The 26,540-nt window shown below is 36.3% G+C and carries 20 protein-coding genes; 7 read left to right on the top strand and 13 right to left on the bottom strand.

Going from position 1 to position 26,540, the window contains the following annotated elements; all coding sequences use genetic code 11:
- Positions 1-25 precede the first annotated feature (25 nt).
- Entirely contained in the window at positions 26-3,361 is a 3,336-nt protein-coding gene (gene mfd / locus FHR29_RS19235) for a transcription-repair coupling factor (protein WP_183916322.1), read from the bottom strand.
- A gap of 141 nt (positions 3,362-3,502) precedes the next feature.
- Positions 3,503-4,084: a hypothetical protein gene (locus tag FHR29_RS19230; RefSeq protein WP_021187994.1), complete on the bottom strand. Its 582-nt coding sequence runs from the start codon at positions 4,082-4,084 to the stop codon at positions 3,503-3,505.
- 212 nt (positions 4,085-4,296) lie between these two features.
- Here FHR29_RS19230 and FHR29_RS19225 point away from each other — a divergent pair, with 212 nt between their 5' ends.
- Complete coding sequence (locus FHR29_RS19225; protein ID WP_183916320.1) at positions 4,297-6,033, top strand: hypothetical protein; 1,737 nt, start codon at positions 4,297-4,299, stop codon at positions 6,031-6,033.
- Between the two features lie 96 nt (positions 6,034-6,129).
- Here FHR29_RS19225 and galE read toward each other — a convergent pair whose 3' ends face one another.
- Entirely contained in the window at positions 6,130-7,158 is a 1,029-nt protein-coding gene (gene galE / locus FHR29_RS19220) for a UDP-glucose 4-epimerase GalE (protein WP_021187996.1), read from the bottom strand.
- A gap of 193 nt (positions 7,159-7,351) precedes the next feature.
- Between galE and FHR29_RS19215 the strand changes: the two genes are divergently transcribed.
- Positions 7,352-8,596 carry a 3-deoxy-D-manno-octulosonic acid transferase gene (locus tag FHR29_RS19215; protein ID WP_132771602.1) on the top strand — a complete coding sequence of 415 codons (1,245 nt, stop codon included), beginning with the start codon at positions 7,352-7,354 and terminating at the stop codon, positions 8,594-8,596.
- Between the two features lie 49 nt (positions 8,597-8,645).
- Here FHR29_RS19215 and hemW read toward each other — a convergent pair whose 3' ends face one another.
- Positions 8,646-9,770 (bottom strand): radical SAM family heme chaperone HemW, encoded by a 1,125-nt coding sequence (gene hemW, locus FHR29_RS19210; protein WP_183916319.1) that lies wholly within the window; start codon positions 9,768-9,770, stop codon positions 8,646-8,648.
- Positions 9,771-9,823: 53 nt separating this feature from the next.
- The gene (locus FHR29_RS19205; RefSeq protein ID WP_183916317.1) at positions 9,824-10,849 is read right to left on the bottom strand and encodes a YafY family protein; all 1,026 of its coding nucleotides are present in this window, start codon (positions 10,847-10,849) and stop codon (positions 9,824-9,826) included.
- Positions 10,850-11,769: 920 nt separating this feature from the next.
- On the opposite strand from FHR29_RS19205, the gene FHR29_RS19200 reads away from it, so the two are divergent.
- Both FHR29_RS19200 and FHR29_RS19195 read left to right on the top strand, forming a co-directional pair.
- The gene (locus FHR29_RS19200; protein ID WP_021187999.1) at positions 11,770-12,864 is read left to right on the top strand and encodes a slipin family protein; all 1,095 of its coding nucleotides are present in this window, start codon (positions 11,770-11,772) and stop codon (positions 12,862-12,864) included.
- 167 nt (positions 12,865-13,031) lie between these two features.
- Positions 13,032-14,453 carry an RtcB family protein gene (locus tag FHR29_RS19195; RefSeq protein ID WP_221197894.1) on the top strand — a complete coding sequence of 474 codons (1,422 nt, stop codon included), beginning with the start codon at positions 13,032-13,034 and terminating at the stop codon, positions 14,451-14,453.
- Between the two features lie 46 nt (positions 14,454-14,499).
- Here FHR29_RS19195 and FHR29_RS19190 read toward each other — a convergent pair whose 3' ends face one another.
- Entirely contained in the window at positions 14,500-16,371 is a 1,872-nt protein-coding gene (locus FHR29_RS19190) for a M1 family metallopeptidase (RefSeq protein WP_183916315.1), read from the bottom strand.
- A gap of 131 nt (positions 16,372-16,502) precedes the next feature.
- Between FHR29_RS19190 and FHR29_RS19185 the strand changes: the two genes are divergently transcribed.
- Positions 16,503-17,363 (top strand): hypothetical protein, encoded by an 861-nt coding sequence (locus FHR29_RS19185; protein WP_183916313.1) that lies wholly within the window; start codon positions 16,503-16,505, stop codon positions 17,361-17,363.
- A 30-nt stretch (positions 17,364-17,393) separates the two neighbouring features.
- On the opposite strand, the gene FHR29_RS19180 is transcribed toward FHR29_RS19185, so the two are convergent.
- The 7 genes from FHR29_RS19180 to FHR29_RS19150 form a co-directional block, all read right to left on the bottom strand.
- On the bottom strand, positions 17,394-18,791 hold the full coding sequence (locus FHR29_RS19180) for a rhodanese-like domain-containing protein (RefSeq protein WP_021192213.1): 1,398 nt from the start codon (positions 18,789-18,791) through the stop codon (positions 17,394-17,396).
- Positions 18,792-18,802: 11 nt separating this feature from the next.
- The gene (locus FHR29_RS19175; RefSeq protein ID WP_183916311.1) at positions 18,803-19,639 is read right to left on the bottom strand and encodes a sulfite exporter TauE/SafE family protein; all 837 of its coding nucleotides are present in this window, start codon (positions 19,637-19,639) and stop codon (positions 18,803-18,805) included.
- A gap of 83 nt (positions 19,640-19,722) precedes the next feature.
- Positions 19,723-20,346: a Crp/Fnr family transcriptional regulator gene (locus tag FHR29_RS19170; protein WP_021192211.1), complete on the bottom strand. Its 624-nt coding sequence runs from the start codon at positions 20,344-20,346 to the stop codon at positions 19,723-19,725.
- Positions 20,347-20,356: 10 nt separating this feature from the next.
- Entirely contained in the window at positions 20,357-20,770 is a 414-nt protein-coding gene (locus FHR29_RS19165; RefSeq protein WP_183916309.1) for a DUF6691 family protein, read from the bottom strand.
- Positions 20,771-20,776: 6 nt separating this feature from the next.
- Positions 20,777-21,331: a YeeE/YedE family protein gene (locus FHR29_RS19160; RefSeq protein WP_183916308.1), complete on the bottom strand. Its 555-nt coding sequence runs from the start codon at positions 21,329-21,331 to the stop codon at positions 20,777-20,779.
- A 90-nt stretch (positions 21,332-21,421) separates the two neighbouring features.
- Positions 21,422-21,856 carry a hypothetical protein gene (locus FHR29_RS19155; protein WP_183916306.1) on the bottom strand — a complete coding sequence of 145 codons (435 nt, stop codon included), beginning with the start codon at positions 21,854-21,856 and terminating at the stop codon, positions 21,422-21,424.
- 78 nt (positions 21,857-21,934) lie between these two features.
- The gene (locus tag FHR29_RS19150) at positions 21,935-23,296 is read right to left on the bottom strand and encodes a WG repeat-containing protein (protein WP_132771594.1); all 1,362 of its coding nucleotides are present in this window, start codon (positions 23,294-23,296) and stop codon (positions 21,935-21,937) included.
- Between the two features lie 158 nt (positions 23,297-23,454).
- Between FHR29_RS19150 and FHR29_RS19145 the strand changes: the two genes are divergently transcribed.
- Entirely contained in the window at positions 23,455-24,975 is a 1,521-nt protein-coding gene (locus tag FHR29_RS19145) for a sulfatase (RefSeq protein WP_168127911.1), read from the top strand.
- Positions 24,975-26,492 (top strand): arylsulfatase, encoded by a 1,518-nt coding sequence (locus tag FHR29_RS19140; RefSeq protein ID WP_183916304.1) that lies wholly within the window; start codon positions 24,975-24,977, stop codon positions 26,490-26,492. Before FHR29_RS19145 ends, FHR29_RS19140 begins: the two co-directional genes overlap by 1 nt.
- Positions 26,493-26,540 lie beyond the last annotated feature (48 nt).

The raw sequence follows: 26,540 nt of genomic DNA, 5'->3' as shown, positions 1-26,540 counted from the left end.
TCGTGTACTCATATGACAAATGCTATTATACCATTTCTTTTAAAAGCTTTAAAGCATAACTAATACTATTCACATTACTTAAAGCCAGCCTAAGCTGTTTTTTGATTTCTTTTAAATTACTAATCTCTGGGTGCTGCTGAACAAAAGCAAGTACTCTTCCAAATTGATCCGATTCGAAATAAGTTGATTTTGGGTTGTTAACGAAATATCCTTTTAAGGTGTTTTTCTTGTAGGATATTTTTTCAAATCCAATCTGCTTTCCAAACCATTGTAGGCGCAAAGTATTAAACAATTCAAAGACTTCATGTGGTATCGGACCGAATCGGTCTTCTAATGATACTGCAAAATCTGTCAGTTGGTCTTCATTTTCGAGTTTCGATATTTCCGTATATAGGTTATATCGCTCACTGATATTGGTTACATATTCATCAGGTATCAATACTTCCATATCGGTGTCGATCTGCGTAAAGGAGACATATTTGTGGTCTTTATCATCGGCAAAGACATTTGAGAATTCGTCTTCTTTTAATTCCTGAATTGCTTCATCAAGAATTTTATGATACATCTCAAAACCAATTTCGGCAATAAACCCAGATTGTTCTCCACCTAATAAATTTCCTGAGCCACGAATATCAAGATCGCGCATAGCGACATTAAATCCTGCCCCTAATTCTGAAAACTCTTCGATTGCTGATAATCGTTTATAAGCCTCTGGCGTAAGTGTCGATAATGGAGGGCTTAGCAGGTAACAGAATGATTTTTTATTTGAGCGACCTACACGTCCACGCATCTGATGAAGATCGCTTAGACCAAACATATGCGCATGGTTAATGATGATGGTATTGGCATTGGGAATATCCAATCCGGCTTCGATAATGGTTGTGGCAACCAATACATCAAAATCGTGATTGATAAACTTAAGCATAACATCTTCGAGATCATCACCTTCAAGCTGTCCATGCGCGATACCTACCCGTGCATTAGGGACTAATTTTTGAATCATAGCACCTAGTTGCTTAAGATCGGCAACACGGTTGTGAATAAAGAACACTTGTCCACCGCGTTCCAGTTCAAAGGATACTGCTTCCTGTATCAGTGTTTCATTGAATACATGCAATTCTGTTTGAACAGGTTGACGATTGGGGGGGGGCGTGTTGATTAAACTCAAATCTCGCGCCCCCATCAGCGAAAAGTGTAATGTACGGGGTATAGGGGTTGCGGTTAATGTCAGTGAATCGACATTGGCACGTAATAGTTTTAATTTTTCTTTAACGGAGACTCCAAATTTTTGTTCTTCATCAATGATCATCAGGCCCAGATCTTTAAATTTAACATCCTTACTTACTAGGCGATGAGTACCGATGATAATATCAATTTTCCCCTCAGCTAATTTTGCCAATGTTTCTTTAATTTGTTTTGCTGTTTTAAATCTATTGATATAGTCTATGGTACACGGTAGATCTTTGAGGCGTTCAGTAAAAGTTCGGTAATGCTGATGTGCAAGAATCGTTGTTGGTACAAGTACTGCAACCTGCTTGCTGTCTGCAACAGCTTTAAATGCTGCTCGTATAGCAATTTCCGTTTTTCCAAAACCAACATCACCACATACTAGACGGTCCATCGGATGTGGCGATTCCATATCACGTTTTACATCTGCAGTAGCTTTTTCTTGATCTGGTGTGTCTTCATAAATAAAAGAAGCTTCCAGTTCATTCTGTAAATAAGAATCTGGACTAAAGGCCGTACCGGTCTGTGCTTTACGTTTCGCATAGAGCATGATCAAGTCTCGGGCAATGTCCTTGACTTTTTTCTTTGTGGTTTTCTTTAGCTTGTCCCATACATCTGTTCCCAGTTTATTCATTTTTGGAATAGAACCTTCTTTTCCTGAATACTTGGAAATCCGATTTAAGGAGTTGATGTTTACGTACAGAAGGTCATTGTCAGCATAACTCAATCGGATCATTTCCTGAGATTTGCCATTGACTTCCACTTTCTCAAGTCCAGCATACTTTCCGACACCATGGTCGATATGGGTAATATAATCACCTGGTTTAAGATCTCGCAGATCTTTTAACGTGATGGCCTGACTTTTTTCATAACCTTTTTTTCGCTTGTACTTATAATATCGATCAAAAATTTGATGATCTGTATAGCAGGCTAATTTGACATCATCGTCCCTAAATCCTTCTCTGAATCCTTTATGGACAGGAATAAAGGTAACTGTTTTGTCGAGATCTTCTAAGATTTTATATATCCGCTCTATTTGTTTAGGCGAATCTGAGAAGATTAAATTTTCGATTTTATTTTTCTCATTCTCTTTGAAATTATGGATCAACAGATTGAAATCTTTATTGAATGAGGGTTGTGGGTGGATATCAAATTTGATTGTCGTTTCGGCTTTATAGAAGAATTGTTTTCCGAATTCGACGATTGGGAAATCGAAAAGGAGTGCATTGAAATTTTTTTCGTCAGAAAATCCATAAGCGGGATTTATCCACTCTGAATTGTCTTTCTTTTCTTTTTCTGATAAAGCATTCCAAAACTCGGTTGCTTTTTTATTTCCATCTTTTATCGTATCCAATGTGAACTGAACATCTTTTATCCAAACAACTGCATCTTTGTCAATATACTCCAAAAGGGAAATATTTTGTGCACTTAAGAATTTAGCCTGCACATTGGGGACGATGGTTACTTTATGAATTTTTGATACAGACAGTTGGGATTCAATCTCAAATGTTCGAATGCTCTCAATGTCATCTCCAAAAAATTCTATTCGGTAGGGAAGATCATTAGAAAAAGAGAATATATCGACAATTCCCCCTCGAATGGCGTACTGTCCAGGCTCGTAAACAAAATCTACACGGTCGAAATCGTATTCAAATAGAAACTCATTGATAAAGTCTATACTTAATTTGGTGTTTTCGGTTATTTCTAACGTGTTTTTCTCCAGATCACTTCTATTAATTACCTTTTCAGCAATTGCTTCGGGGTATGTAACAACCATTTTTGGTAATTCGGAAGTATGATTTAGTACATTTAATGTTTCTGCGCGTTGTAAAACATGTGTTGCATCAAGTTGTGTAAAATCAAAAGGTTTACGGTAGGAGGCGGGAAAAAATAATACCTGTTTATCCAGAAGGCTTTCCAGATCACTTAAGAAATAAGATGCATCTTCATGTGTTGGAAGGATAAAGAGGTAGGGGCGTTCTTGTAGGGTATAACTCGCTACTGCAACAACGGCATCAGATGAACCGATAAGGCCTCTTAAATGGACTTTTGGATTTTTAGCTTGTATCGCTTTTGTCAAAGTTTGTGTCAACTCACTTTGACCGTATTTTTCTATAATTTCTTTAATTCCCACGCGTTCACTAATTTGGAATATTGCGAATTTAGTTAAAATGATGGGTTGTTACAAAATAAGCTTTTGCTATCTGCTATAAATAACCAAAAAAATTAGTAAGGTCTCATTGTCATTGGTACTGGACGGTGTTGTAAAACTGTATTATAAGTTTGTATTTACATTTAATACTTTTATATAGTCTTTTAATGCTGTAGCATTTGCTGCATCAAGTATTTCTTGGAAATGCTCTCTATAGTCAAACTGATGGTCCTCATGAATTTTTTCATATTTTGACACAGCATGTTTTATTCTGCCAGCTATATATTTTTGAAGTTTATGTGCGGCAGATTGGTAAGATGAACCAAATAACGATGGGTACATCATGATGGCTCTTTCTAAAATGTAAATACGAAATTCTACTTCACTCAATTTATCTTTTGTGATTTTTTCGTGCTCGTTAACCATGCCGCTGGCTTGTTTTACCAATTTGCTTAATCCTACGAAATTGCTCATACTTGGCGTATTGTACACTTGTGATTCACCTATGTCAAAAAGTTTCTGTAGCTGTTTTCTCAGATGTTCAATGCGTTGTTCTAAGTCAGATTCATCTTCTAAAAGCTGAAAATGTAGTTGTTTGATGAGCATTTTATCTTTACTAATCAATCGGAGTAATAACTTGTCTTTTTCCTTTAAGGGAAGGTTAAGTACAGCTTTTTTTAATTCGGGATCTTGATGAATTGACATGATTTAAAGATAGGTGAAAATTAATGATTTTTAAAATTAGTAACGACGATGTATGCCCTACCTTAAAAAGCGGTTGGCTAATTGTTCATCCTGATGTTACTATAAAATCAAAATTTTAATAACATTATTTTAATAGACCTTCTTGACGTACTACATCTAAAATTATTTATATTTGTAGATAAATACCTACATCCTAATAATCTTCCATTGATTTGAAACTGCTAAATATATTTTTCTGTACGTTAGTTTTTGCGAATACGGCTTTTGCGGATTCTATTAAGCTTGAGGATTTGTTTTCCAGTAAGAGTCGGATTGAATATTTAATCAAACAAGAGAGGGATTTTGGGACTGATACTATTGCTTTAAAAAATTTTTTAAAGCCTATCATTTCTTATTCGAAGATATATGATGATGAGTCCTTGCTCATTGCATACGATAATATGCTTGCAAGAGGATTTGCCAATGTTTATGATTCGGCCAATGCTAGAAGCACAAATCTGTATTTAACTGCGATAAAAAAAGCAAAAAATAGCAAAGATAAAGAACTTGAATTTTGGACAAAAGTCAATTATGGGTTTTATCTGTATGATTTGCATAATTATACGGATGCATTTCCAGTTTTCTTAGGTCTACGCGACTTACTGCCTCAGATATCTCTGAAAAAACTTCCTAATCCTGATATTTCCCTACGTAATATGGCTTATTTTTTTGGTAGTATCGGTGATGCTGAGGCTAATATGGAATATCTAAATCTTGCCCGTAAACATGCAGCACCTCAATCAAGAGAAATGGGAAGTATCCTTGATGCATTAGGTACGGCATATCTGAAATTGGCAGATACTGTAACAGCATTTCGTTATTTTAAAGAAGTGGAGTCACTGTCTAAATTTAATGGTGACGAAGTTCGATTGGGTAAGGCACTTGGTAATCAGGCACTCATTTATCGGGGGAAAGGGGATTTCGGAAAAGCAGTTGATTTATTATTGGAAGACCTTGTTTATTCTGAACGCAATAGTAGTAATCAGAATACCATGTACGCTTATATCTTATTGGCTCGAATATATGTCGATCAGGGTAAATTAGACCTCGCTGAGAACGCGATCAAGCGAGCGAGTAATTACGCTACTCAAAAAGTGTATCTGAAAAAATCTGAAAAGGAGATTACGGAAGTTAGATTACAAATTGCTGTAAAGCGACAGGATGACCATAGCGAACTTTTAGCCAGGAGGAGACTGATTCAGATTAATGATAGTTTACAGCTGTGGAATAGTGATGAGAAACTGCAACAATTAAAATGGCTGGCGGATAAACAGAAATATATTCATAGAATAGAACTGGGCAAAGAACAATTCGAGAAAGAATTGTTTAAAAAGAGAGCGTACAGTATTGTTGTTGTATTATTATTGGCGTTATCGATAAGTTTGTATTTTCTTTTTAACAGAAAACTGAAGGTGCGTAGAATTATCTATGAGAGGCGTGTATTAGGCCTGCAGATGGAAAAGTATTTGTCTGACCAAAAGCTAATGGAAGCAAATAATAATTTATCTTCTTTTACTATATATCTAAAAGAGAAGAATGAGTATATCGCTAATTTGAAAGATGAAATAGAAACTGTAAAACAAACTTCGTTTTCTGTTATTGAGAATGAAAGGGGGCAACTACAAGCATTGTTGGAATCCCATTTAATGACTGAAGATAAATGGAGTTTATTTAAGGAAGCTTTTGTGAAGGAGTATCCGCTTTTTTACAATGATATCCTTAGAAAATTTCCAGAATTGACTGAATCAAATCTGAGATTCATATTTTTAGGTAAGTTAGGCTTAAAAAATAACGAGATATCTAATTTATTGGGCGTGACTGAGGATGCTGTGAAGAAAGCTAAACAGAGATTGAAGAAGAAAATAGGGGAAGACCGTTACACCGTATTGTCTTCGAATTTAAAATCGTAGCGCTGTCATAGGTGATCTCCACTTTCAAAGTCAAATATCTGTTTATGGATAAAAAATAAAAGGAGTTAACACTAAACGTTAACTCCTTTTATTTTTTTAATCGATTGGATTTTCCTGCAGGTATTTCTCCCACTTCCAAGCGCTATCCATCATTTCGAAGATGCCTAATTGTGCTTTCCAATTTAACTCATTGGTTGATTTTGTTACATCGCCATATACCTTGACGATATCGCCTTCACGACGTGGTCCTACGACATAGTTTAGTTTTTGGCCTGAAGCTTCTTCAAAAGCTTTTATAGCTTCTAAAACAGAATATCCATTTCCTGTGCCTACATTAAATACATCGTACTTTCCTTTAGGATTTCCTTTTTCCAATAATTTGATTGCTGCAACGTGTGCTTTTGCTAAATCTACAACATGGATAAAGTCACGTACACAGAAACCGTCCTTTGTATCGAAGTCATTTCCAAAAACAGTCAATTTATCGCGTTTTCCTATAGCTGTTTGGGTAATGAATGGAAGAAGATTTTGAGGAACTCCTAATGGTAATTCGCCAATTAATGCTGACTCATGTGCTCCTACAGGATTGAAATAACGTAATGCAATAATATTAAAATTGTCATATGCATTTGCAGTTTCTTCTAATATTTCTTCTGCAATCTGTTTGGTGTTACCATATGGAGAAGTTGCTTTTTTTACTGGGGCAGCTTCGTCAACAGGTAAGTAATCAGGTTCTCCATAAACTGTACAACTGGAAGAGAAGACAAAGTTTATCGGCTTTTCACGATAAGCTTCTAAAAGATTGATTAGGGAGAAGAAGTTGTTGTGATAATATTTTAATGGATTCTGAACGGACTCACCTACTGCTTTAGATGCTGCAAAATGAATGATACCGTTGATATCTGGATTGTTTTTAACAAATTCTAAAACTTTGGTGTCATCACATAGATCAAACTGATGAAACTCAGGCTTTATACCGATGATTTTTTCAATTTGATCTAACATTTTGATGCTAGAATTAGATAAGTTGTCAACGATAACCGGTGTATAGCCTGCATTATGTAATTCAACAACTGTATGCGAACCAATATATCCTGTTCCGCCTGTTACAAGTATTTTGCTCATTGTTTATAGTTATAATATGTAAAGTCTTTGTGATCTAAATGCTCAGTTGATACCTATCGATAATATGTCATCGTTTTTTTAATCTTACCGCTTCGGTTATTAAAATTCGTTTCCCAGCCTTATTTTCTACTTATTTCCAACAATTAGAAAAGGGTTTAATATCTTTGACGAATATAAGTATTATTTTACGAACATGCGTCTTCTTTATTCTTTAGGAATCCATCTTTATGGGCTTTTATTACGCTTAATAGCGCCTTTTCATCCGAAAGCAAAGCTTTGGGTAGAGGGGCGTAGGGACTGGTATGCACGCATGAATCAAACGGTTGAAACGGGTCAAAATCACATCTGGTTTCATTTTGCTTCTTTGGGTGAATTTGAGCAGGGAAGGGCTGTTTTGGAAGGGATAAAAAAAGATTTCCCCTTAAAAAAAATTGTTATTACTTTTTATTCTCCCTCGGGATATGAAGTTCGTAAAAATACAAATTTAGCAGATTACGTTTTTTATTTACCTGAGGATACAGCAAAAAATGCAAAACTGTTTATTGATTTAATTAATCCTGAGTTTGTAGTTTTTACAAAATATGAGTATTGGTATCATTATTTTTCTGAGCTGAAAAATAGACAGATATCATTATTGATGATTTCTGCCATTTTCAGGCCTGATCAAATTTTCTTCCAGCCTTATGGCGGTTTTTTTCGAGAGATATTGAGTGCTGTGACTTATTTTTTCATGCAGAATGAAGAAAGTGTTCATTTATTGAAAGAGCATGGATTTAGAAATGTTGGGTTAACAGGGGATACGCGATTTGATCGTGTGGTTGAATTGCCTAAGCAGAGAAAACAGATCGATGAGGTTACGCAATTTGTCGCAGAATATCCAGTTTTGGTTGCGGGTAGTACTTGGCAAGAAGATGAGCAGTTATTAAAAGATTTAATGTTGAAATTTCCGAAGTGGAAGCTGATATTGGCTCCACATGAAATTCATGATACTCATATAAGAGCAATTTTAGCGTTATTTCCTGATGCTTTACAATTCTCTAAATATGTTTCGTATGCTGATGAAAGAGTAGCACATGCTCAAGTGCTGATTATCGATAATATTGGCATGTTGTCGTCGCTATATGGTTATGGAAAGATGAGTTATATCGGCGGAGGCTTTGGAATTGGTATTCATAATACATTAGAGGCTGCTACTTATGGTATTCCCGTTATATTTGGTCCTAAATATCATAAATTTCAAGAGGCTAAGGATCTGATTGAGCAAGGCGCTGGGTTTTCAATTCAAAATCGGGAAGAACTGTATAAAGTGTTTACATGTCTGCAGGATAGTGTAAAAAGAGAATATTCCGGGAAACAAGCAAAATGTTTTGTGCAGCAGCATGCTGGTGCTACTGCAATTATTATGAAATATCTTTATTCTTCTAAATTATTGAAGTAAGGTGTTTATGAGAAATATGATCGAACTTTGATCATACAAGTTTGATCATTTAGTCTACAATAAACAGTTCTGACATAATGTGATCGGCCATGAGTTTTCCTGTATCTGTAAGGGTCAGCTGATTTTCAACTTGAGTTAACTGCTTGTTGTAGATGAACTCTTCAGCATTGTTCAATAATTGTTTTTTAACCTCTGATCCGAATTTATCTTCCACTATTGTAAGATTAATACCCCACATCGTCCTTAGTGAGGTCATCGTATATTCATTGATACGGTCTAAGGCTGATAATTCTTCAGTTTCCAAAGGAAGTACTCCTTGGTAGATATCGTGTATATATTTGGCATTATTCGCGATATTCCATGAACGTGATGTACCATTAAATGAATGTGCAGATGGACCTATGCCTAAATAATGCTTTCCTTTCCAATAGTTCGTATTATGCTTTGCATACATCCCATTTTTAGCAAAATTAGAAATTTCATATTGTTCAAACCCTGCAGTTGTTAATCGATCAATCAGCATCAACATTTGATCCGCTGCTTGATCGCTATCTATTGCGGCTGCTTTTCCTGTTTTGATCATATGATCGAGCGCTGTTTTCTTTTCTACAGTCATCGAGTAGGATGAGATATGCGGAATCTGAAAATCCAGTAGCTTTTGCATATTCATTTTCCACTTTTCATCGGTTAATAATGGAAAGCCATAGATCAGGTCGCAGGTTATATTTTCGAATCCAGCATCTTGAACCCGCATAATACAGGATTCGGATTCTTCTTGATTGTGTGCCCGGTTCATCCATCTTAGATCTTCTTCAAAAAAGGATTGAATGCCGATACTAAAACGATTGATTTCTGTTTGCCGCAGTTTCGCTACTTTTTCTCGCTTAAGATCGTCGGGATTAGCTTCTAAGGTAATCTCAACATTGGTGTCAATTTCGAAATGCTGCGATACTTTGTCAATCAGTCTGGAGATATCTTCCGCTTCTAGTATAGAGGGGGTGCCACCGCCAAAGTAAATGGACTGAATATTTTTGTCTTCCAGATAATCAGCTCTAAGTTCCACTTCCTTGTATAGCATGCTGAGCATTTCGTCTTTATATTTCAGTGACGTGCTGAAGTGAAAGTCACAGTAATGACAGGCTTGCTTACAGAATGGAATGTGAAAGTAGATCATGGGTACGTTTTATATGAAGGCAAAGGTAAAGGAAAATCCATATTTAAATGGATTTATTCTATTTCTTTGGTATACTGTTGCATGTTTTTATGAACTCTTCTTTTGATCCGATCGCGTAGATTACGGGGAGCAATAACCTCTATATTCTCGCCAAAGCCCAATATTTCTCGTTCCAGTTCAAAGTTTAAAACGACATCAAGACGAATCATGATACTACCATCATTATTTTTATAGATGATCTGTTGAGAGCTGTGTAATGGTTTGGTCTCTACATAAGGAGCATTGAAACTGTCAATTTTTAAAATTACTTTTTGGCCTCGGTCTTTGTGGCTTTTTGTTACGCCGATTGTATCGGCAAAGTAACGATCGAAATCAATTCCATCATAGGCTATGAAACCATTTTTTGCCATTTCATCAATATCTACAATACGATCAAGGGCAAGGTTGAGTAATAATTTTCCTTTTTTTGGTTTACAGATTAAAAACCACCTATTTCGGTATTCTTTTAAAAGGTATGGGTAATAAACATCTTGCGTTGGTGCAAGCGACTTAAATGATTTGTAGGTGATAAGTAAAGGTATTTCTTCGAGGATGGCATGATGTAAGGTACTGATCCAGTTCAAACCTTTCAGTAGTTTATTACTTTCCATTTGCACGACAGGTTTTTGAATTCCTACGGATTTAATGAGTGTATTTTCTAAACGTAAGATCATATCACTCATCTCGTCAAAATAAGAAAATCCATTAAGATGCTTGAGTAAATCCACGGCTTCTTTCATCTTCTTCATATCTAAGGAGGTGATGGGTGAATTACTGATGCTATATTTTGGATCACTATAGCTGTAAAATTTCCGATCTGTCACAATGATTGGAGCATTATATCCTAACTTATTGCTACGCATAAGCTGTATGTCTCCTTGAATCGTTCTTTTACTTATCCCATTATGGATACCTTCCAGTTCGTAAAGGGCATTGGATACTTTTTCAATGAGATCTTCTAACGTCCATTTGCGATGACGTTGACATAAACAACTGTCTATGGTTTTGTAGCGTATTAATGCAAGTTTATTGGTGGACATCTTCTTTTTGATGAAATTTTACAAAGTTAAATGTACAAAATTCATTTTTACTGCGCAATGTATTTGCGCATGAAGTTTTTTGTTAAGATTTTTTTTATATATATTCAAATTTATAAATTTGATTTTCAGTTATATATGTATTTTTTGTATTGTTTTTTAAAAGTATTTTTTGCTACGCAGTAAGGTTGCGTGATTAGGTGTGCACATTTGTAATGTCGATCAAGACAAATAGTTCTTTGAGAAATTAAGCGAATAGCTTTTAAGATATATACCTGAAAAGGTGTATGACATAGTGGATTATTTTAAAGTCCTCGTCTCCTGTTTCTGTATAGCAGGGTAGTATTATTTCAGTTGAAAATAATATGCTGACTTAAAAAACTACTATTGTCTCATGTTGGGGTCGTAGGTTCGAATCCTACCTCCGTCTCGAACGGAGTAACTCAGGGGGTAGAGTACAACAAAAAGGTGGGTTCGAATCCCACGCACATCTCAAAAGTGTGTCCATCGGTTGGAGGAACGAAAGTTCCATGTTCAAGTTTAAACTTTCTTTAAAAAAGTTTCCACTTAATAAGCGCTTCGTCTCTCGTTTGGTTTTCTCTTTTTGTGAAAAGGGCAGACAATTGAATGGGGTCTTTGTAGTATAAAATAGGTTCTAAAGGCAACAATAGGGTTGAGGATAGTGGAATACTTAAAAGTAATACAGGAATGGGCTGTATTTTATTTAGGGATAAGCTGTCATCATTTTATTTTTCTTTTAGCCCACTTTTATATTCCGGTCATATTCAATAAACAGGAATCGAAGCGTTTATAAATAATTGGATGATCTTTTTGATCGCGAGAAAATGTTAGAACAATAGTATATTCTGATAAAACACAGTGTTTTGTGTTGGGGAAGAGTATAATAAAAAATAAAATTAGAAATGAAAAGAGTAAGTATAGATATCAATCAATTGGGATTAGTTGTTAAAAAAAATCGTTATATCCGCGTAGTGCCTGCTGGAAAATACTGGCTAGGTTTTGGTGAAAAACTGGAATTATATGATTTGTCGAAGCCTTTTCCAGGTAGCTTGGATGTCGATGTATTGATGCAGCTTGCAGGTTTTTCGGAGCATGTGGAATTGGTGGAAGTTTCCGATAATGAGATCTGTCTGGTTTTTGTTAACAACAACTATAAGCAGGTACTAGCAGCGGGCAGGCATGTTTTCTGGAAGGGTTTATTAACCTATCATTTTCAAAAGGAGGATATTACTGATATAGAAATAGGAACGACAGTACATAAGCAACTGTTGGAGAAGCAGACGCTGGCTTACTACGTACGGCAGTTTAAGTTGGAGCCTTCGGAAAAAGGTTTACTATTTCTTAATGGAGCATTTTCAAAGATATTGGAAGCGGGTACATATTACTGGTGGAAAAATGCGACATCCATCAGTATTTCAAAAGTAGATATACGATTGACGACTATGGATATTGCTGGTCAAGAGATTTTGACTAAAGACAAGGCGCAGATTAGGATTAATTTTTCGATACAGTACCAAGTTGTGGATGTACTGAAAGCAATGCTTGAAAACAAAGATTTTGAGAAGCAGTTGTATATGTTGATGCAATTGGCATTACGTTCTTATATAGGTCGAATGACTTTGGATGAACTGATGGACAATAAATCTGCAATCAACGCACATGTGCTAGAGGAGACTGCTTCACAGGTTGAATTGCTGGGTGTCAAGGTATTTCATGCCGGTGTTAAAGATATCATCTTGCCAGGAGATATCCGAGAGATAATGAATCAGGTACTGGTCGCGGAAAAAAAAGCTCAAGCCAATATCATCACGCGGCGTGAAGAAACTGCTTCTACAAGAAGCTTGTTGAATACAGCGAAATTAATGGAAGATAACGCGATGTTGTTTAAATTGAAAGAGATGGAATATGTGGAGAAGATTGCAGAAAAAATAAACAATATTTCGGTTTCGGGTAATGGTCAGATTGTGGATCAGCTGAAGCAGCTGTTTGTGAAATGATAGAGTTATCGTTTTATTTTAGCGTAAAACGGAGGTATAAATAAAGAGGCGCAGGGGACAGCGGTAAAGAGGTGCTGTTCCTTGCTTAAGAGAAATGAATAACCGATGTGAAAGATTGTCAATCTGTAAGCAATGGTTTCAGTACAATGGATTTGAGTAAGATCATGATGGAAAATAAAAGAATAAATGGCAATGACTTAATTGCTTTAGGCTATGAAGAGAATTTTGCTTTAGGTGAAGCATTGAAAATTAATAAAAAGAGATTAGGGTTTACCCGTGAAGAGATGTTGTTGAAGTTTGCAGAAGTATTGGCCACTCCGGATAGCTATTTGGAGGATGGGCTATTCAAGTCGCTAGCGTCAGCACTTTTAAATGTTGATGAAGTAGCTAAAGCTACGATTTCTTTAAAGGAGGGGAAACAACAATACACTATTTATGGTGAGTCACAGATTGAAGAGGGGGCATTGCGCCAGATGGATCTAGCGATGAAGCTTCCTGTTGCAGTTGCAGGAGCATTAATGCCCGATGCGCATCAAGGATATGGTTTGCCAATTGGTGGGGTATTGGCTACTCATCATGCTGTCATTCCTTATGGTGTGGGTGTTGATATCGGTTGTCGAATGGCATTGTCAATTTTTGATGTACCCGAAGAGCATCTTTATCTGCATCATGATTTATATAAGAAAGTGATTATGGATAATACCAAATTTGGTGCTGGACATGGTTATTTAAAACATGAACGTGTTGACCACGCTGTATTAGCGAATAAAGCTTTTGAAGCGAATGATTTTATTCGTCAATTAAAGGATAAGGCTTGGACGCAGTTAGGCTCTTCTGGTGGGGGAAATCACTTTGTTGAATTTGGGGTCATGGAGTTTAAAGAAACAGATTGTACACTTGGTATTGAGAAAGGTCGATATGTGGCTTTATTGACGCACTCGGGATCTAGGGGATTGGGCGCAACTATTGCCGATCATTATACTAAATTGGCTAAAAAGCTTTGTTCTTTACCTTATGAAGCTCAGAATTTGGCTTATATGAGTTTAGATACTGCGGAAGGGCAAGAGTATTGGTTAGCGATGAATCTTGCTGGTGATTATGCTTCGGCTTGCCACGAGGTAATACATGAGAAAATCGGTAGGGCATTAGGTGCAGAGCGATTGGCGATGATCGAAAATCATCATAATTTTGCATGGAAGGAGTTACACCAAGGCGAGGAGGTGATTGTGCATCGGAAGGGAGCAACTCCTGCCGCGAAAGGGGTGCTGGGTATTATTCCTGGATCGATGGCAACTCCAGGTTTCTTAGTACGAGGGAAAGGAAAAGAGGAGGCAATTCATTCGGCTTCTCATGGTGCTGGACGTTTGATGAGTCGTACGAAAGCTATAAAAACCATAGCCCGTAAAGATCTAAAATCCATGTTGTCGGATAATGGTATCACTTTAATCGGTGCCGGATTGGATGAAGCACCAATGGCTTATAAAAATATTCACGAGGTGATGGCTGCGCAAGAAGATCTGGTAGATATTATCGCGAGTTTCTCTCCGAAGATTGTGCGCATGGCTGATGATGGAAGTCGGGAAGATTAACATAAAAATAAGAGGCCGGTTTATTAACCGGCCTCTTATTTTTATGTTATTTCTTTTCCCAGATATTGTCGTTGGATTCAATATCTGCTAAGCGTAGCGATGGATCAATGATTACTTTTGCTGGTTTTTTTGTTAAATTGATCTCATAGGATGGCTGTGTCCAGTTCCAGTCTTCCAATGTTGTTCTTTTAATACCTTCGTATATCTTGAAGTTTTCCGATGGCTTTTCGCCTCTCATTTCACGTAATGGGATATAGAAAAGTTCTTTTGTGCCATCTTCATAGGTTACTGATAGATCAATAGGCATTGCAAAGTCGGATTTGTTCTGTAAGATAATTTCTTTATCGGTAACCGTTTTGATTGCATAATCAATCTTACGAGTTGTGTTTATAAAGAGGTTGAAGTACCATTTCAGATTGATTCCTGATATATTTTCTGCAATTCTTTTAAAATCATTCGGTGTTGGATGTTTGAATTTCCATTGTTTATAGAATTCTAAAAATGTTTTGTCCAAGTTATCTTTACCGATAATATAACCCAACTGTACTGCTAGTACCTGACCTTTGTTGTAAGCTTCATTACTGTATGCATAGTTGGTGTTGTAATAATCGGCAAGTAGGCTTGCAGGTTCTTCTTTTCCTGATAAAGCTAGTTTGTAATATGCACGATAAGCTTCTATTGATGGGTTAGCTTCAATGGCTCCACGTTTTTCAAATAGATTTTGCATGGCAAGTTCTTCTACATAAGAAGTGAAACCTTCGTCAAACCATTCGTCTACGGTTTCATTAATGCCAAATAAGTGCTGGTACCACGAGTGGGCTGCTTCGTGGAAGATGACACCAACTAGGCTTTTTAAATTACGGCCACCTGTAACCAACGTTGCAGTTCCATATTCCATTCCTCCATCTCCTCCTTGGATAATGGTATAATTTGGCCAAGGGTAAGCTCCAAATGTCTTAGAATTGAAATCAAAAAACTCTGTTGCTAATCCAAGTGCTGTTTTCCAATTTGTTTTGACAGAATCGCTTTCTGGAATATATACTGTATAAACATGCACTCCTTGGTTGCTCTTCGCGGAGTCAACAACAAATTTTGGATCTGCAGCCCAAACAAAGTCATGGATGTTTTTAGCAACATAGTGCCATTGGACTTTATTATCTTTTGCTTTAATCCTTGGTTTTCCAACATAGCCTTTTACTTCTGTAGGGTTTTGTAAAACACCGGATGCGCCTAGAATATAATTTTTGTTGATATTGATGGTGATATCAAAGTCTCCAAATGGGGCGATAAATTCGCGTCCAATATACTCATCTAAGTGCCATCCAAATTCATCAAAATGTGCCATTTTAGGATACCATTGCGCCATGGATAAGGCGACTCCTTCTTTAGAATTGCGTCCCGATCTTCTGATTTGTTCAGGGATTTGGGCTTCCCAGTTCATCTCAAATGTTGCGGTTTCGCCGTCTTCAATTTCATTAGGAAGGGTCACTTCTAAAATGGTACCATCAACTTTGAAATTGGTGTTGTTACCATTCATCGTTAATGATTTTATTTTTTGATAACCAATTTGTTTTGCTGTTAATGTAGCAATACGGCTCTGGTATTTGGGTTTATCTTTTGTTCCAAGATTGGTGGTCATTCTTTTGTCTGGATCGGCAATGTTTGCCAGTCTGTTGTCCATCATTGATCCTGGTTGAAAGGCGTTGAAATACAGGTGGAAATACACTTTTTTGAGTGATTGTCCTGAATTATTACTGTATTTCAATTGCATATTTCCGTCATATTGATATGTCTTCTCATTCACATCAATGTTCATTTTATAATCTACGGTCTGTTGCCAATAGCCTTTTCGTTGTGCTGTTGCTGTCTGAAAGACGAACAATCCTACGATTAATGTGTAGAGGTATTTCAAATTCATGGTCCAAATTTACAAAAATGATTAGGAATTTGTGGAACTTAAAGAAGTGCTGTTTTGTAATATTTGTTTGATAAAGGGTTGTTTTTACATCTTTCAATTGTTAATTTAGATATATATCTAATCAAATTTATATGGAGGAAACCTATTATAAATCTTCAGGAAAAGCTCCGATTGGGGGAGTCCTATTTGCTATTGTTGCTGGATTATGTGCTTCTGTTATTTTAGCTATTGTTTATATTGCTTTGCAATGGTTTATACCACTTGTGTATTTCAATTTTTTAATCACATTTGGATTAGCATATGGTTTATTTTATGTCATTGATGTTCTTCTAAAGATAGGAAAAGTTAGGAACAGGATGATTGCACTTTTGCTTACTTTGATCTGTACTTTGGTTGCCTGTTATGCGCAATGGTGCTTATTTGTTTCTTTGATGTTTAATGCGGAAGGTACAATGGGAGGTGATATATGGGTGAAGTCTTCCTTTAATTTGGATGGTTTTTTATACTTTCTATTTCACCCAACGGATACCTTTAGCGGGATTCAAGAATTAAATGCAGTTGGAACTTTTTCTCTACAGAAAAATGTTGTGAGTGGCTGGCCTTTGTGGATTTTATGGGGTATTGAGGCGGCTACCATTATTATCTATCCTATGGTATTAGCCTTTTCGGGTAAGACAACTGAACCTTTTTCTGAGAGGGGTAATGAATGGATGAGAAAAAGGGAACTGGAAAAACAAATTGCTTATATCCAAGATAAGCAGATACTCGAACAGAATTTGCAAAAAAAAGATTTTACAAGCCTACAAACGTATCTTCAAAGTGATGATTTGGGTGCTACGTTTGCAACTGTCACGATTTATGAATCTGACGCTGATAATTATCAATATATTTCAGTGGTTAATCATAAATTGGGCACAAATAAAAAGGGCGATATTGTTGATAATAAGACGAATGTCCTCACATACTTCAAGATTCCTGAACGTAGTCTTTAAAAATAGAAAAAGCGGATTAATCCGCTTTTTCTATTTAATAAGCTGGCCATTCTTTTCTTTCCAATCTTTCATGGAACCACTATAATTTTTAATCTTTTTTATCCCTGCTCTATAAAGGAGTGAAGTGGCTATAGTAGCACGATCTCCTGACTGACAGTGTAAATAAAGTTCTTTGTTGGTGTCAATTTTATGAAGATTTTCGGTTAAAGTTCCCACGAATAAATGTGTTGCATTTGGAAGATGTGCAGTTTTAAATTCATTCTCATTGCGAACATCTAGAATTTGTGCATTAGGATTATTTAAAGCATTATTCATTTCTTCGAAATCAATAATTTTCTGCTTTTCAAGAGGTAAGCCAAGTGTCGTTATTGTTTCGGGAGTGATAAAACCAATCGCCTGATCAATACCTATGCGCATTAGTTTTCGTGTAACGTCTTCTAATTGGTCTTTTGAAACAATGAGTATAAAAGGGTTATTATAATCTAATATCCAGCCAGCCCAATTGCTGAATGCTTTGTTATTTTGAATGTTAATGCTATTTGGGATAAATCCTTTTGCAAACTCTATTTTATGGCGTGTATCAATAACTGTTACATTATTTTGATAATGCGATACAAATTCATTCGTCTCTAATTCTTTGTAATTGGGTACGGATGTTAATAATGGACGCTTGATTTTGTTGAGTTTTTTCATCATTGCAAAATACTTTGGTGGTTCTGGCTGCCCACTTAACAGTTCTTCTACAAATCCCACTTCATTATTTCCAAATTGTAATGCCCAGTTTCTTACTTTTTCATATCCGACAGTTGTACTTGGGACTGCGCCTAAAGCTTTTCCACACGCTGATCCTGCTCCATGTGCAGGCCATACTTGGACGAATTCGGGAAGGTTGGCAAATATTTTCAAGGATTCGAACATTTGATGTGCTCCAATTTCTTTTGTGCCAATAAGTCCTGCCGCATTTTCTAATAGATCTGGACGACCCACATCGCCAACGAAGACAAAATCTCCTGTAAATAACATGACGGGTTCGCTCGTTGCTGGAGTATCGGTTAATAGGAAACTGATACTTTCAGGCGTATGTCCTGGTGTATGTAGTACTTTGAAAATAAGATTCCCTAATTTTATTTCATCTTGATGCTTTAACCCGATATGATCAAAATCATACTGCCACTCTGGCCCTCCTTCATCAGATAGATAGAGTTGAGCTCCTGTTAGCGATGCTAATTCTAATGATCCCGAAAGATAGTCGGCATGAATGTGGGTTTCTGCGATATGAGTTATTTTTAAATTGTTTTTTTCTGCAATTGATAGGTATGTGTCTACATCTCTTTTAGGATCTATCACAATTGCTACGCCTTTGGCTTGACAGCCAATAAGGTAACTTGCATGTGCTAATGATGATTCGAAAATGTGTTGGAAAAACATAATTTATTTCTTTATAAATTTATAAACTGACTGATTTCGGTACCTGCTATGGCAATGCCTATTGCTCCAAGAAAGTATCCAAATACTACTTTTAAATTTTCTGGCTTTAATTTCGTTTTCAATTGGAATCCAATCATCAATCCAATCAGTGTGATTCCTGTAAAGATAATTAATATTGCCCAATTGATTTGATCTAAGTGTCTGAAATTGCTGAGTAGACCGAATGTGGCGTTAATGGTAATAATGAATAGGGATGCCGCCGTGGCTTGTTTAATGTTAATTTTCATTAATAATACGAGTGCGGGTACGATGATAAATCCTCCTCCGGCCCCCACCAATCCAGTTAATAATCCAGTGATAAATCCGAGGGTTATTAAATGAGCTATAGTATTGCGTACTCTTCCAGAATTATTATTATTATTATTATTATTATTATTATTATTATTATTTCTTTTAAGCATTACAAATGCCGAGACTAAAATCAGTACTGAAAAGAAACTCATAATAATCTGATCTTTCGAGATAGTACTCTGATTGATAGGGATACTATTGGGAATATTTGGAAGTATATATTGCTTCGTAATGTACACCGCTAGCAGCGATGGAAGAATAAATAATGTTGTTGTTTTAAAATCAATTTCTTTTTTGTACACGTGTCCAATGGAGCCTATTAGTGATATTATGCTAATGGTAAATAAAGAATAATCAAGTGCCTGGATGGGCTCTATATGAAATAAGTAAACAAATATAGGTAGTGTTAAAATACTGCCGCCACTGCCCATAATACCCATTGTGAGACCTACAGCTATTGCTAATGTGTATCCGAGAATGAGTGATAATTCCATCATATTATTCCTTTTTTTTCAAAGGTATGGCCTTATTAAATCATAAAAGGTAACATAAGTTACCTTTGAGTGTTTTATTTTATTCATTAAAGTAGCCGGATATTATTTCTTTGCAATAGAATCCTCCCTTGGTTTTCTAATGATTTTAATATGCGCGATACCACTACACGAGATGTATTGAGGTCATTGGCAATTACTTGGTGTGTAATATCAATGTCTTGTGATTGAATGATTGTTGCTTTTTCTTTTAAGTAGTTCATGATCCGAACGTCCATTTGCAAAAAAGCGATGTTGTCGACGGTTGTTAGCATCTCATTGAGTCGATTGGAGTAGCTCTCCAAAATAAAATTTCTCCAGGATTTATAATGCCCCATCCAGCCATCTAGATATTGATTGGGTATCATAGCAACTATAGTGTCGGTATCAGCAATTGCTCTGATTTCACTTTTTTTTGCCCCAACACAACAAGCTATAGACATGGCGCAAGTATCTCCTTTTTCTAAAAAGTATAATAACAGTTCACCTTCTTTTTTGTCTTCGCGAATAATCTTGATGACGCCATCTAATAGAAGTGGCATAAATTTAATATACTGACCAATGTCTATGATTACTTCGCCTGCTTTAAATTTTTTGACGATGGCAACTTGTTCGATTTCTACGATCAATTCTTTCTCAAAAATTCCAGAAAATGCTTGTTGAACTGTGATCATTTGTTAGTGTTTAATGAGGTAACTTATTTCTTAAAAGGCCATATAACCACGTTCCCAGGAGTGCAAATACCAGTACAATTCCCATCGTCCAATATCCTGCTCCTAGGAGTGTAAACATTGGTCCGGGACATGCGCCGGTGAGCGCCCAGCCTAACCCAAAGATTGTTCCTCCAAGAAGGTAGCGTGTGATACTCCTGTTTTTATCTATGAATTGAATATCTTGGCCACTCGTATCTTTGATATTCTTACTTTTGATTATTTGTACAATTATAATTGCTGTGATTAAAGCTGTACCAATTATTCCATACATGTGAAATGATCTGAATTGGAACATTTCATATATGCGGTACCAGGAGGCGGCCTCTGACTTATACATGATGATACCAAAGAGTATTCCAATTAATATAAATTTTAACTGTTTCATAAGGATTTAGAAAATAAGTGGGAATATAAATTGAACCATGATGATCCCGCCAATAAAAAAACCGATAACGGCAATCAATGAGGGCAATTGAAAGTTGCTCAATCCGGAGATGGCATGTCCTGACGAGCATCCTCCAGCATAACGGGTCCCAAAACCAATTAATAAGCCACCAATGCTTAAGAGTAAAAATTGAAAAAGTGAGCCATCAAATAGAAAAAGACGGTCGGGCATATATTTTTGTAGATTTTCTATAATACCTAACGATTGAAGGTCAAGGACACTTTTGCTGTTAATATCAGGTGTGCTCCCATCACTTAGATAGAAATGCGCTATGAATCCCCCGATTATAGTGCCTAGTACTACTAATAGATTCCAAATCTGTGATTTCCAGTCAAACCGGAAAAAAGAGCTTGTTTTACCTGCCCCTGCTATTGAACACATTGTTCTTAAATTATTGGACATCCCAAAATCTTTGCCCTGTTTTAGTAATAAAAACATGATAAGGGCAATCAATGGACCTGATATATACCAAGGCCATGGTTTTTGAATAATTTCATACATAATAATCAATCCTAATGTGACACAAAGTAAAGGAAGAAAAAAGAGAAAGATTGTAACTTTAGTTACAATCTTTCTCTTTTTATGTATTTGTTACATGTCGTAATATTCTATTTTAATGTCTTTTAGTGATTGACAGAGATTCTTGAGATCATCTTCCGATTCGAATAACTTATTTCTCCAAGCTCTGACGTGCGCTCCGGTTTTTAATTTAATGATGATAAGATTGCCTCCCGATCGTCTTAAATTACGCACATAGTCTATGGTATTGAGCGGTATGATTTTATGAGAAGTGGGATCTTCTATTGTTAGAGATTCACTGTCAATAGTCCAAACTGTTGGTTTTCTTGAGCATTTTACGGCAATATACAAGACAAGAGGCAATGAAAATAAGGAGCCCATTATTTTTACTACTTCGGATAAAGGCAGTCTCGATACGATGTAAACAAGAGCTAGGACAAATAGCATCATGAGCAACATATATCTGCCCCGGTGTAATGTTGCAATCTTAAAGCTCAATTTTTCCATGTTATATTTTTAATGCAAAGAAACAGAAACCTGAGCTAAAACAAAAATGAGACAAGTAATTGCCTCATTTTATTATTATTACTCTGTTTCCATCTTTTGGACGAATTTTCCTTTATGGTCGATATAAAAAAAATCTTCTCCATTTTCTGAGACTAAAGATAACCCAGAATCGAACGGAGCTGCGTACTGATATTTAATGGGCGTGACAGGTTTGCCTTTTAAATCAATGAATCCATATTTTTCGTTCTGCATACAAAGCCAGAGATTCTCCCCACCGTTTGTTATAAATTCGAAAGCTGCACTAAGTTTTTTCTCCTGATGGTCAACTAGGTAATATAGTTCTTCTTCTGATATGACAGCTGTTCCATTTTGAAATTCGTGAATGAGTTCAAATTTAGTAGGAATGATTATCTTCCCAGTCCTGTCAATGACACCTGATCCAGTTTTTGTTGTTACGATGGCATGTTCATTGTCGAATTCACGGGCATAGCTGTATAATGCAGGAATAATGATATGAGCATTCGTATCCATAAATCCGTATTGGTCATTTTTTGAAAATAATAATGGACCATCTTCCGTTCTTGCTAAGTGTTCATATTGACATGGTATAACTTCTTTGCCTTCAAGATTTAATAGACCATAGCTATTATTAGAATCTACAGCTACGGCATATCCTGCAATGTATTCTTGAATAATGCTATATTTAGCAGGTGTAACTTGATTGCCATCCTCATCGGAGATACCAATGTATCCGGTGTTTTCGTCAAAATAGGATACTCTGTTTTCATCTAATTGAGTAGGTTCAAATGTGAATTGTTCTTCAGCTTTTTCGATAAGTTCAAAATCAGCAGGGATTTCAAATAATGAAGGATTTATTTCTGATGCTGTAACTTTAAAAGCTTGAATTCCCATTTCATAGGCTGATATGGATAATGCCGCGCCGGGGATCTTCTCTAAATAACCATATTCTCCCCAGTACATTTTAGGGAGAGCTTTCGTATACCAGACTTCAATAATTGGATTTCCTTCTTCTGTTTCAATTGGAAGTGTGATGATGGCTTTGTTACAGTTGTAGCCTGCAATTGATTTGGATTCTCCTGTTATAAATTCAACCTGTAGATCAGCTGTTGAGATGGGGTCTTCAGTATCAGTGACAGTTAATTTTCCTGATAACAGCTCCTCCTCATAATAGTTTTCATTATCGTAATCTAATGTATAGGCTTTGTGTTTGTTAAAGTCAGATATCTGAACTGTTTTATCCATAAATTTATTTTCTACTCGTAGGAAGTCGCGAGTGGAATAAAGATCTGCTACAGATTCTGCCTCTGCAACTCCGCCCATATGGAGAGCAAATTGAATTTTATACATTTTCTCCTGTGCATTGGAGAAATTAACAAAAATTAATAGCAGGATAAGTGTTTGAAAGTGTTTACTTTTCATTGTTTTTTCTATGAACTGCGAAATTATGCATTTTCTAAATTCTTTTAAGGGGTAAAGTTTGTTGCTGTGATTTTTTCGTTACAGCATTTCTTCAAATTGCTGTTTTAAATCGTTTCTGTATATTTGAAATTCAACCAAAACTAATTCTTTTATAATTCATGAAGAAGACCGCATTATTAATAGTTCTCTGTGTAGCAAAGGTGCTCGCTTTTGCTCAACAAAAGCCAAATATTGTTATTATCATTTCGGATGATCATTCGTACCAGACAATTGGTGCCTATGGTTCTACCTTGGGACATACGCCAAATATTGACAGAATCGCAACAGCAGGTATCCGTTTTAACAAGGCTTATGTAACGAATTCGATCTGTGGACCGAGTAGAGCTACTTTATTAACGGGAAAATATAGTCATAAAAACGGCTTTAAGGATAATGAAACATCAAACTTTGATCATAGTCAAGATTTGTTTGTTAAAGACTTGCAAAAGGTAGGTTATAAAACGGCCTGGATTGGAAAACAGCACTTAGGTAATGAACCTCAGGGTTTTGATTATTTTAGCGTGTTGGTGGGGCAGGGACATTATTTTAATCCGACTTTTGTGAACGCAAATAATCAAAGAGAGACCGTTAATGGTTATGTGTCTGATATTGTTACGGATAAGGCAACTCACTGGTTGGATTCTTTAGATAAAAGTAATCCATTTTGTCTTGTTATAGGCCACAAGGCTACCCATCGTACCTGGATGCCTGATCCGCAAGATTTTGGCAAAAATGATGAAAAGGAATTTCCTCTTCCTGCAAATTTTTATGATGATTATGAGGGACGATTGCCTGCCGGGGGGCAAGAAATGTCAATTGACAAAGATATGCAGATGGGATATGATCTTAAAATGTACAACTCTGTAGCTGCAATGAAGAAGGAAGGCAATTTTTCCCGTATGAATGACGATCAGTGGCGTAAATACTTGGCCTATTATAAGCCTATCAAAGAGCAACTGGATATGAAGCAACTTTCTGGAAAAGCTTTGGCAGAATGGAAATATCGTCGTTATATGATTGATTATTTGAATACTGCTGAATCTATGGACCGTAATATTGGTCGCGTGCTGGATTATTTGAAGGAACATGACTTGGAGAAGAATACAATTGTTATTTATTTGTCGGATCAAGGTTTTTATATGGGCGAGCATGGATGGTTTGATAAACGATTTATGTATGAGGAGTCTTTCAGGACTCCAATGATTGCTAAATTTCCTGAAATGATTGCCAAAGGGACGGTATCCGACGCTCAGATTATGAATGTTGATATTGCTCCAACGTTGCTGCAGTTGGCAGGAGTGAAGAAACCCCAGGAGATGCAAGGTCAATCATTTGTTGATGTGCTCACTGGAAAAGATAAACGGGGACGTCAAAATTTGTACTATCATTATTATGAAAATGGAGAACATGCTGTTTCACCTCATTTTGGTGTGAGCGATGGACATTACAAACTGATCCGTTTTTATAAACGTTTCAATTCTTGGGAGTTATATGATCTTACTCAAGATCCATCTGAAATGAAAAATATTTATACTACTGCTCCCGCAAAGATTGTGAAGGATCTGAAAAAGAAATTAAAACGTGAAATCATGAAAGTGGAGGATCATGATGCATTAACTATCTTTAATAAAAAATTATAATGAAATTGGTAAACCACTATATTATTAGTCTGCTGACTTTAGTTGGCTCTGTTACTCAGGTAGCGGGACAGCAACAGAAACCTAATGTTGTTCTGATCTATGTTGATGATCTGGGATATGGCGACCTAGGAAGTTATGGCGCTACAAAATTAAATACCCCCAATCTGGATGCTTTGGCTTCGGAAGGAATCAGATTTACAAATGGTCATGCTACGGCAGCGACTTGTACGCCGTCTCGATATTCTCTAATGACGGGCAATTATCCATTCAGACAGACAGGTACAGGTATTTTACCAGGTGATGCTAAATTGATTATTCCTCAGGATAAAATAACGTTACCCAAAGTATTTAAAGATGCGGGTTATCAAACCGCTGTGATTGGGAAATGGCATTTAGGACTTGGAGATCAAGTGGATAAGGACTGGAATGGTAGTATCAAACCAGGTCCTTTGGAAGTTGGCTATGATTATTCCTTTATCTTTCCAGCTACTGCCGATCGTGTGCCAACTGTTTTCTTGGAAAATCATCATGTACTTGGTGTTAATAAGGCAGATCCGATAATGGTTTCTTATAACAAAAAAGTAGGTAGTGAGCCTACTGGTAAAGAAAATCCGGAGTTGCTGAAGATGAAAAATTCTCTTAATCATGGTCATGATAATACCATTGTGAATGGCATAGGTAGAATCGGATGGATGTCAGGTGGCAAAGAGGCTAAGTGGGTTGATGAAGAATTAACGTTAACATTTGCAGATAAAGCGATCCGTTTTATACAAGATCATTATCAAAAGCCTTTTTTCCTTACTTATAATGCCACCGAACCACATGTGCCTCGTATGCCTGCGACAATGTTTAAGGGTAAAAGTGGATTGGGTTATCGCGGAGATGCTATACTGCAACTGGATTATACTGTTGGACAACTGGTTAAAACATTAAAAGATAATAACGTATACGAGAATACGATTATTATTTTTTCTAGTGATAATGGACCTGTGCTGGATGATGGTTATGATGACGGTGCTGTTAGTCAGTTAAATGGACATAATCCATTTGGACCTTATAGTGGTGGGAAATATTCTGCATTTGAAGCGGGGACGCGTGTTCCTTTTATAATCAGCTGGCCAAAAATGATTAAAAAGGGTACTACATCGGATGCTTTAGTTTGTCAGGTTGATTTATTGAGCAGCTTTGCTTCTTTTCTGAATGTTAAATATCCTAAAGGGGAGGCTGTTGATAGTGAAAATACTTGGGAAAGCTATATGGGTAAAGATCTGGTAGGAAGACCTTATCTAATAAAAGCATCAGGTACTTTGAGTGTATTAAAGGATAATTACAAATATATTAAGGCTGGTAAGGGCGCAAAAAGAAATAGCCTAGTCAATATTGAGCTTGGAAACGACGAGGTTGATCAATTGTATGATCTGCGCACAGATAAAGGAGAAAAAATCAATATTGCAAAAAATAATCCTGAAATAGTCAATGAGTTGAAAGCGATTCTTGAAAAGGAAATGAATAAATAATTGACAGGGATTAATTTGATAGCTGGTATAAAAAAACGCATTTTTGCA

The organism is Sphingobacterium sp. JUb56, from assembly GCF_014191365.1.
Lineage (GTDB): Bacteria > Bacteroidota > Bacteroidia > Sphingobacteriales > Sphingobacteriaceae > Sphingobacterium > Sphingobacterium anhuiense.
The sequence above is the reverse complement of the archived record's forward strand: the minus strand, read 5'-3'. Positions and strand labels throughout refer to the sequence as shown.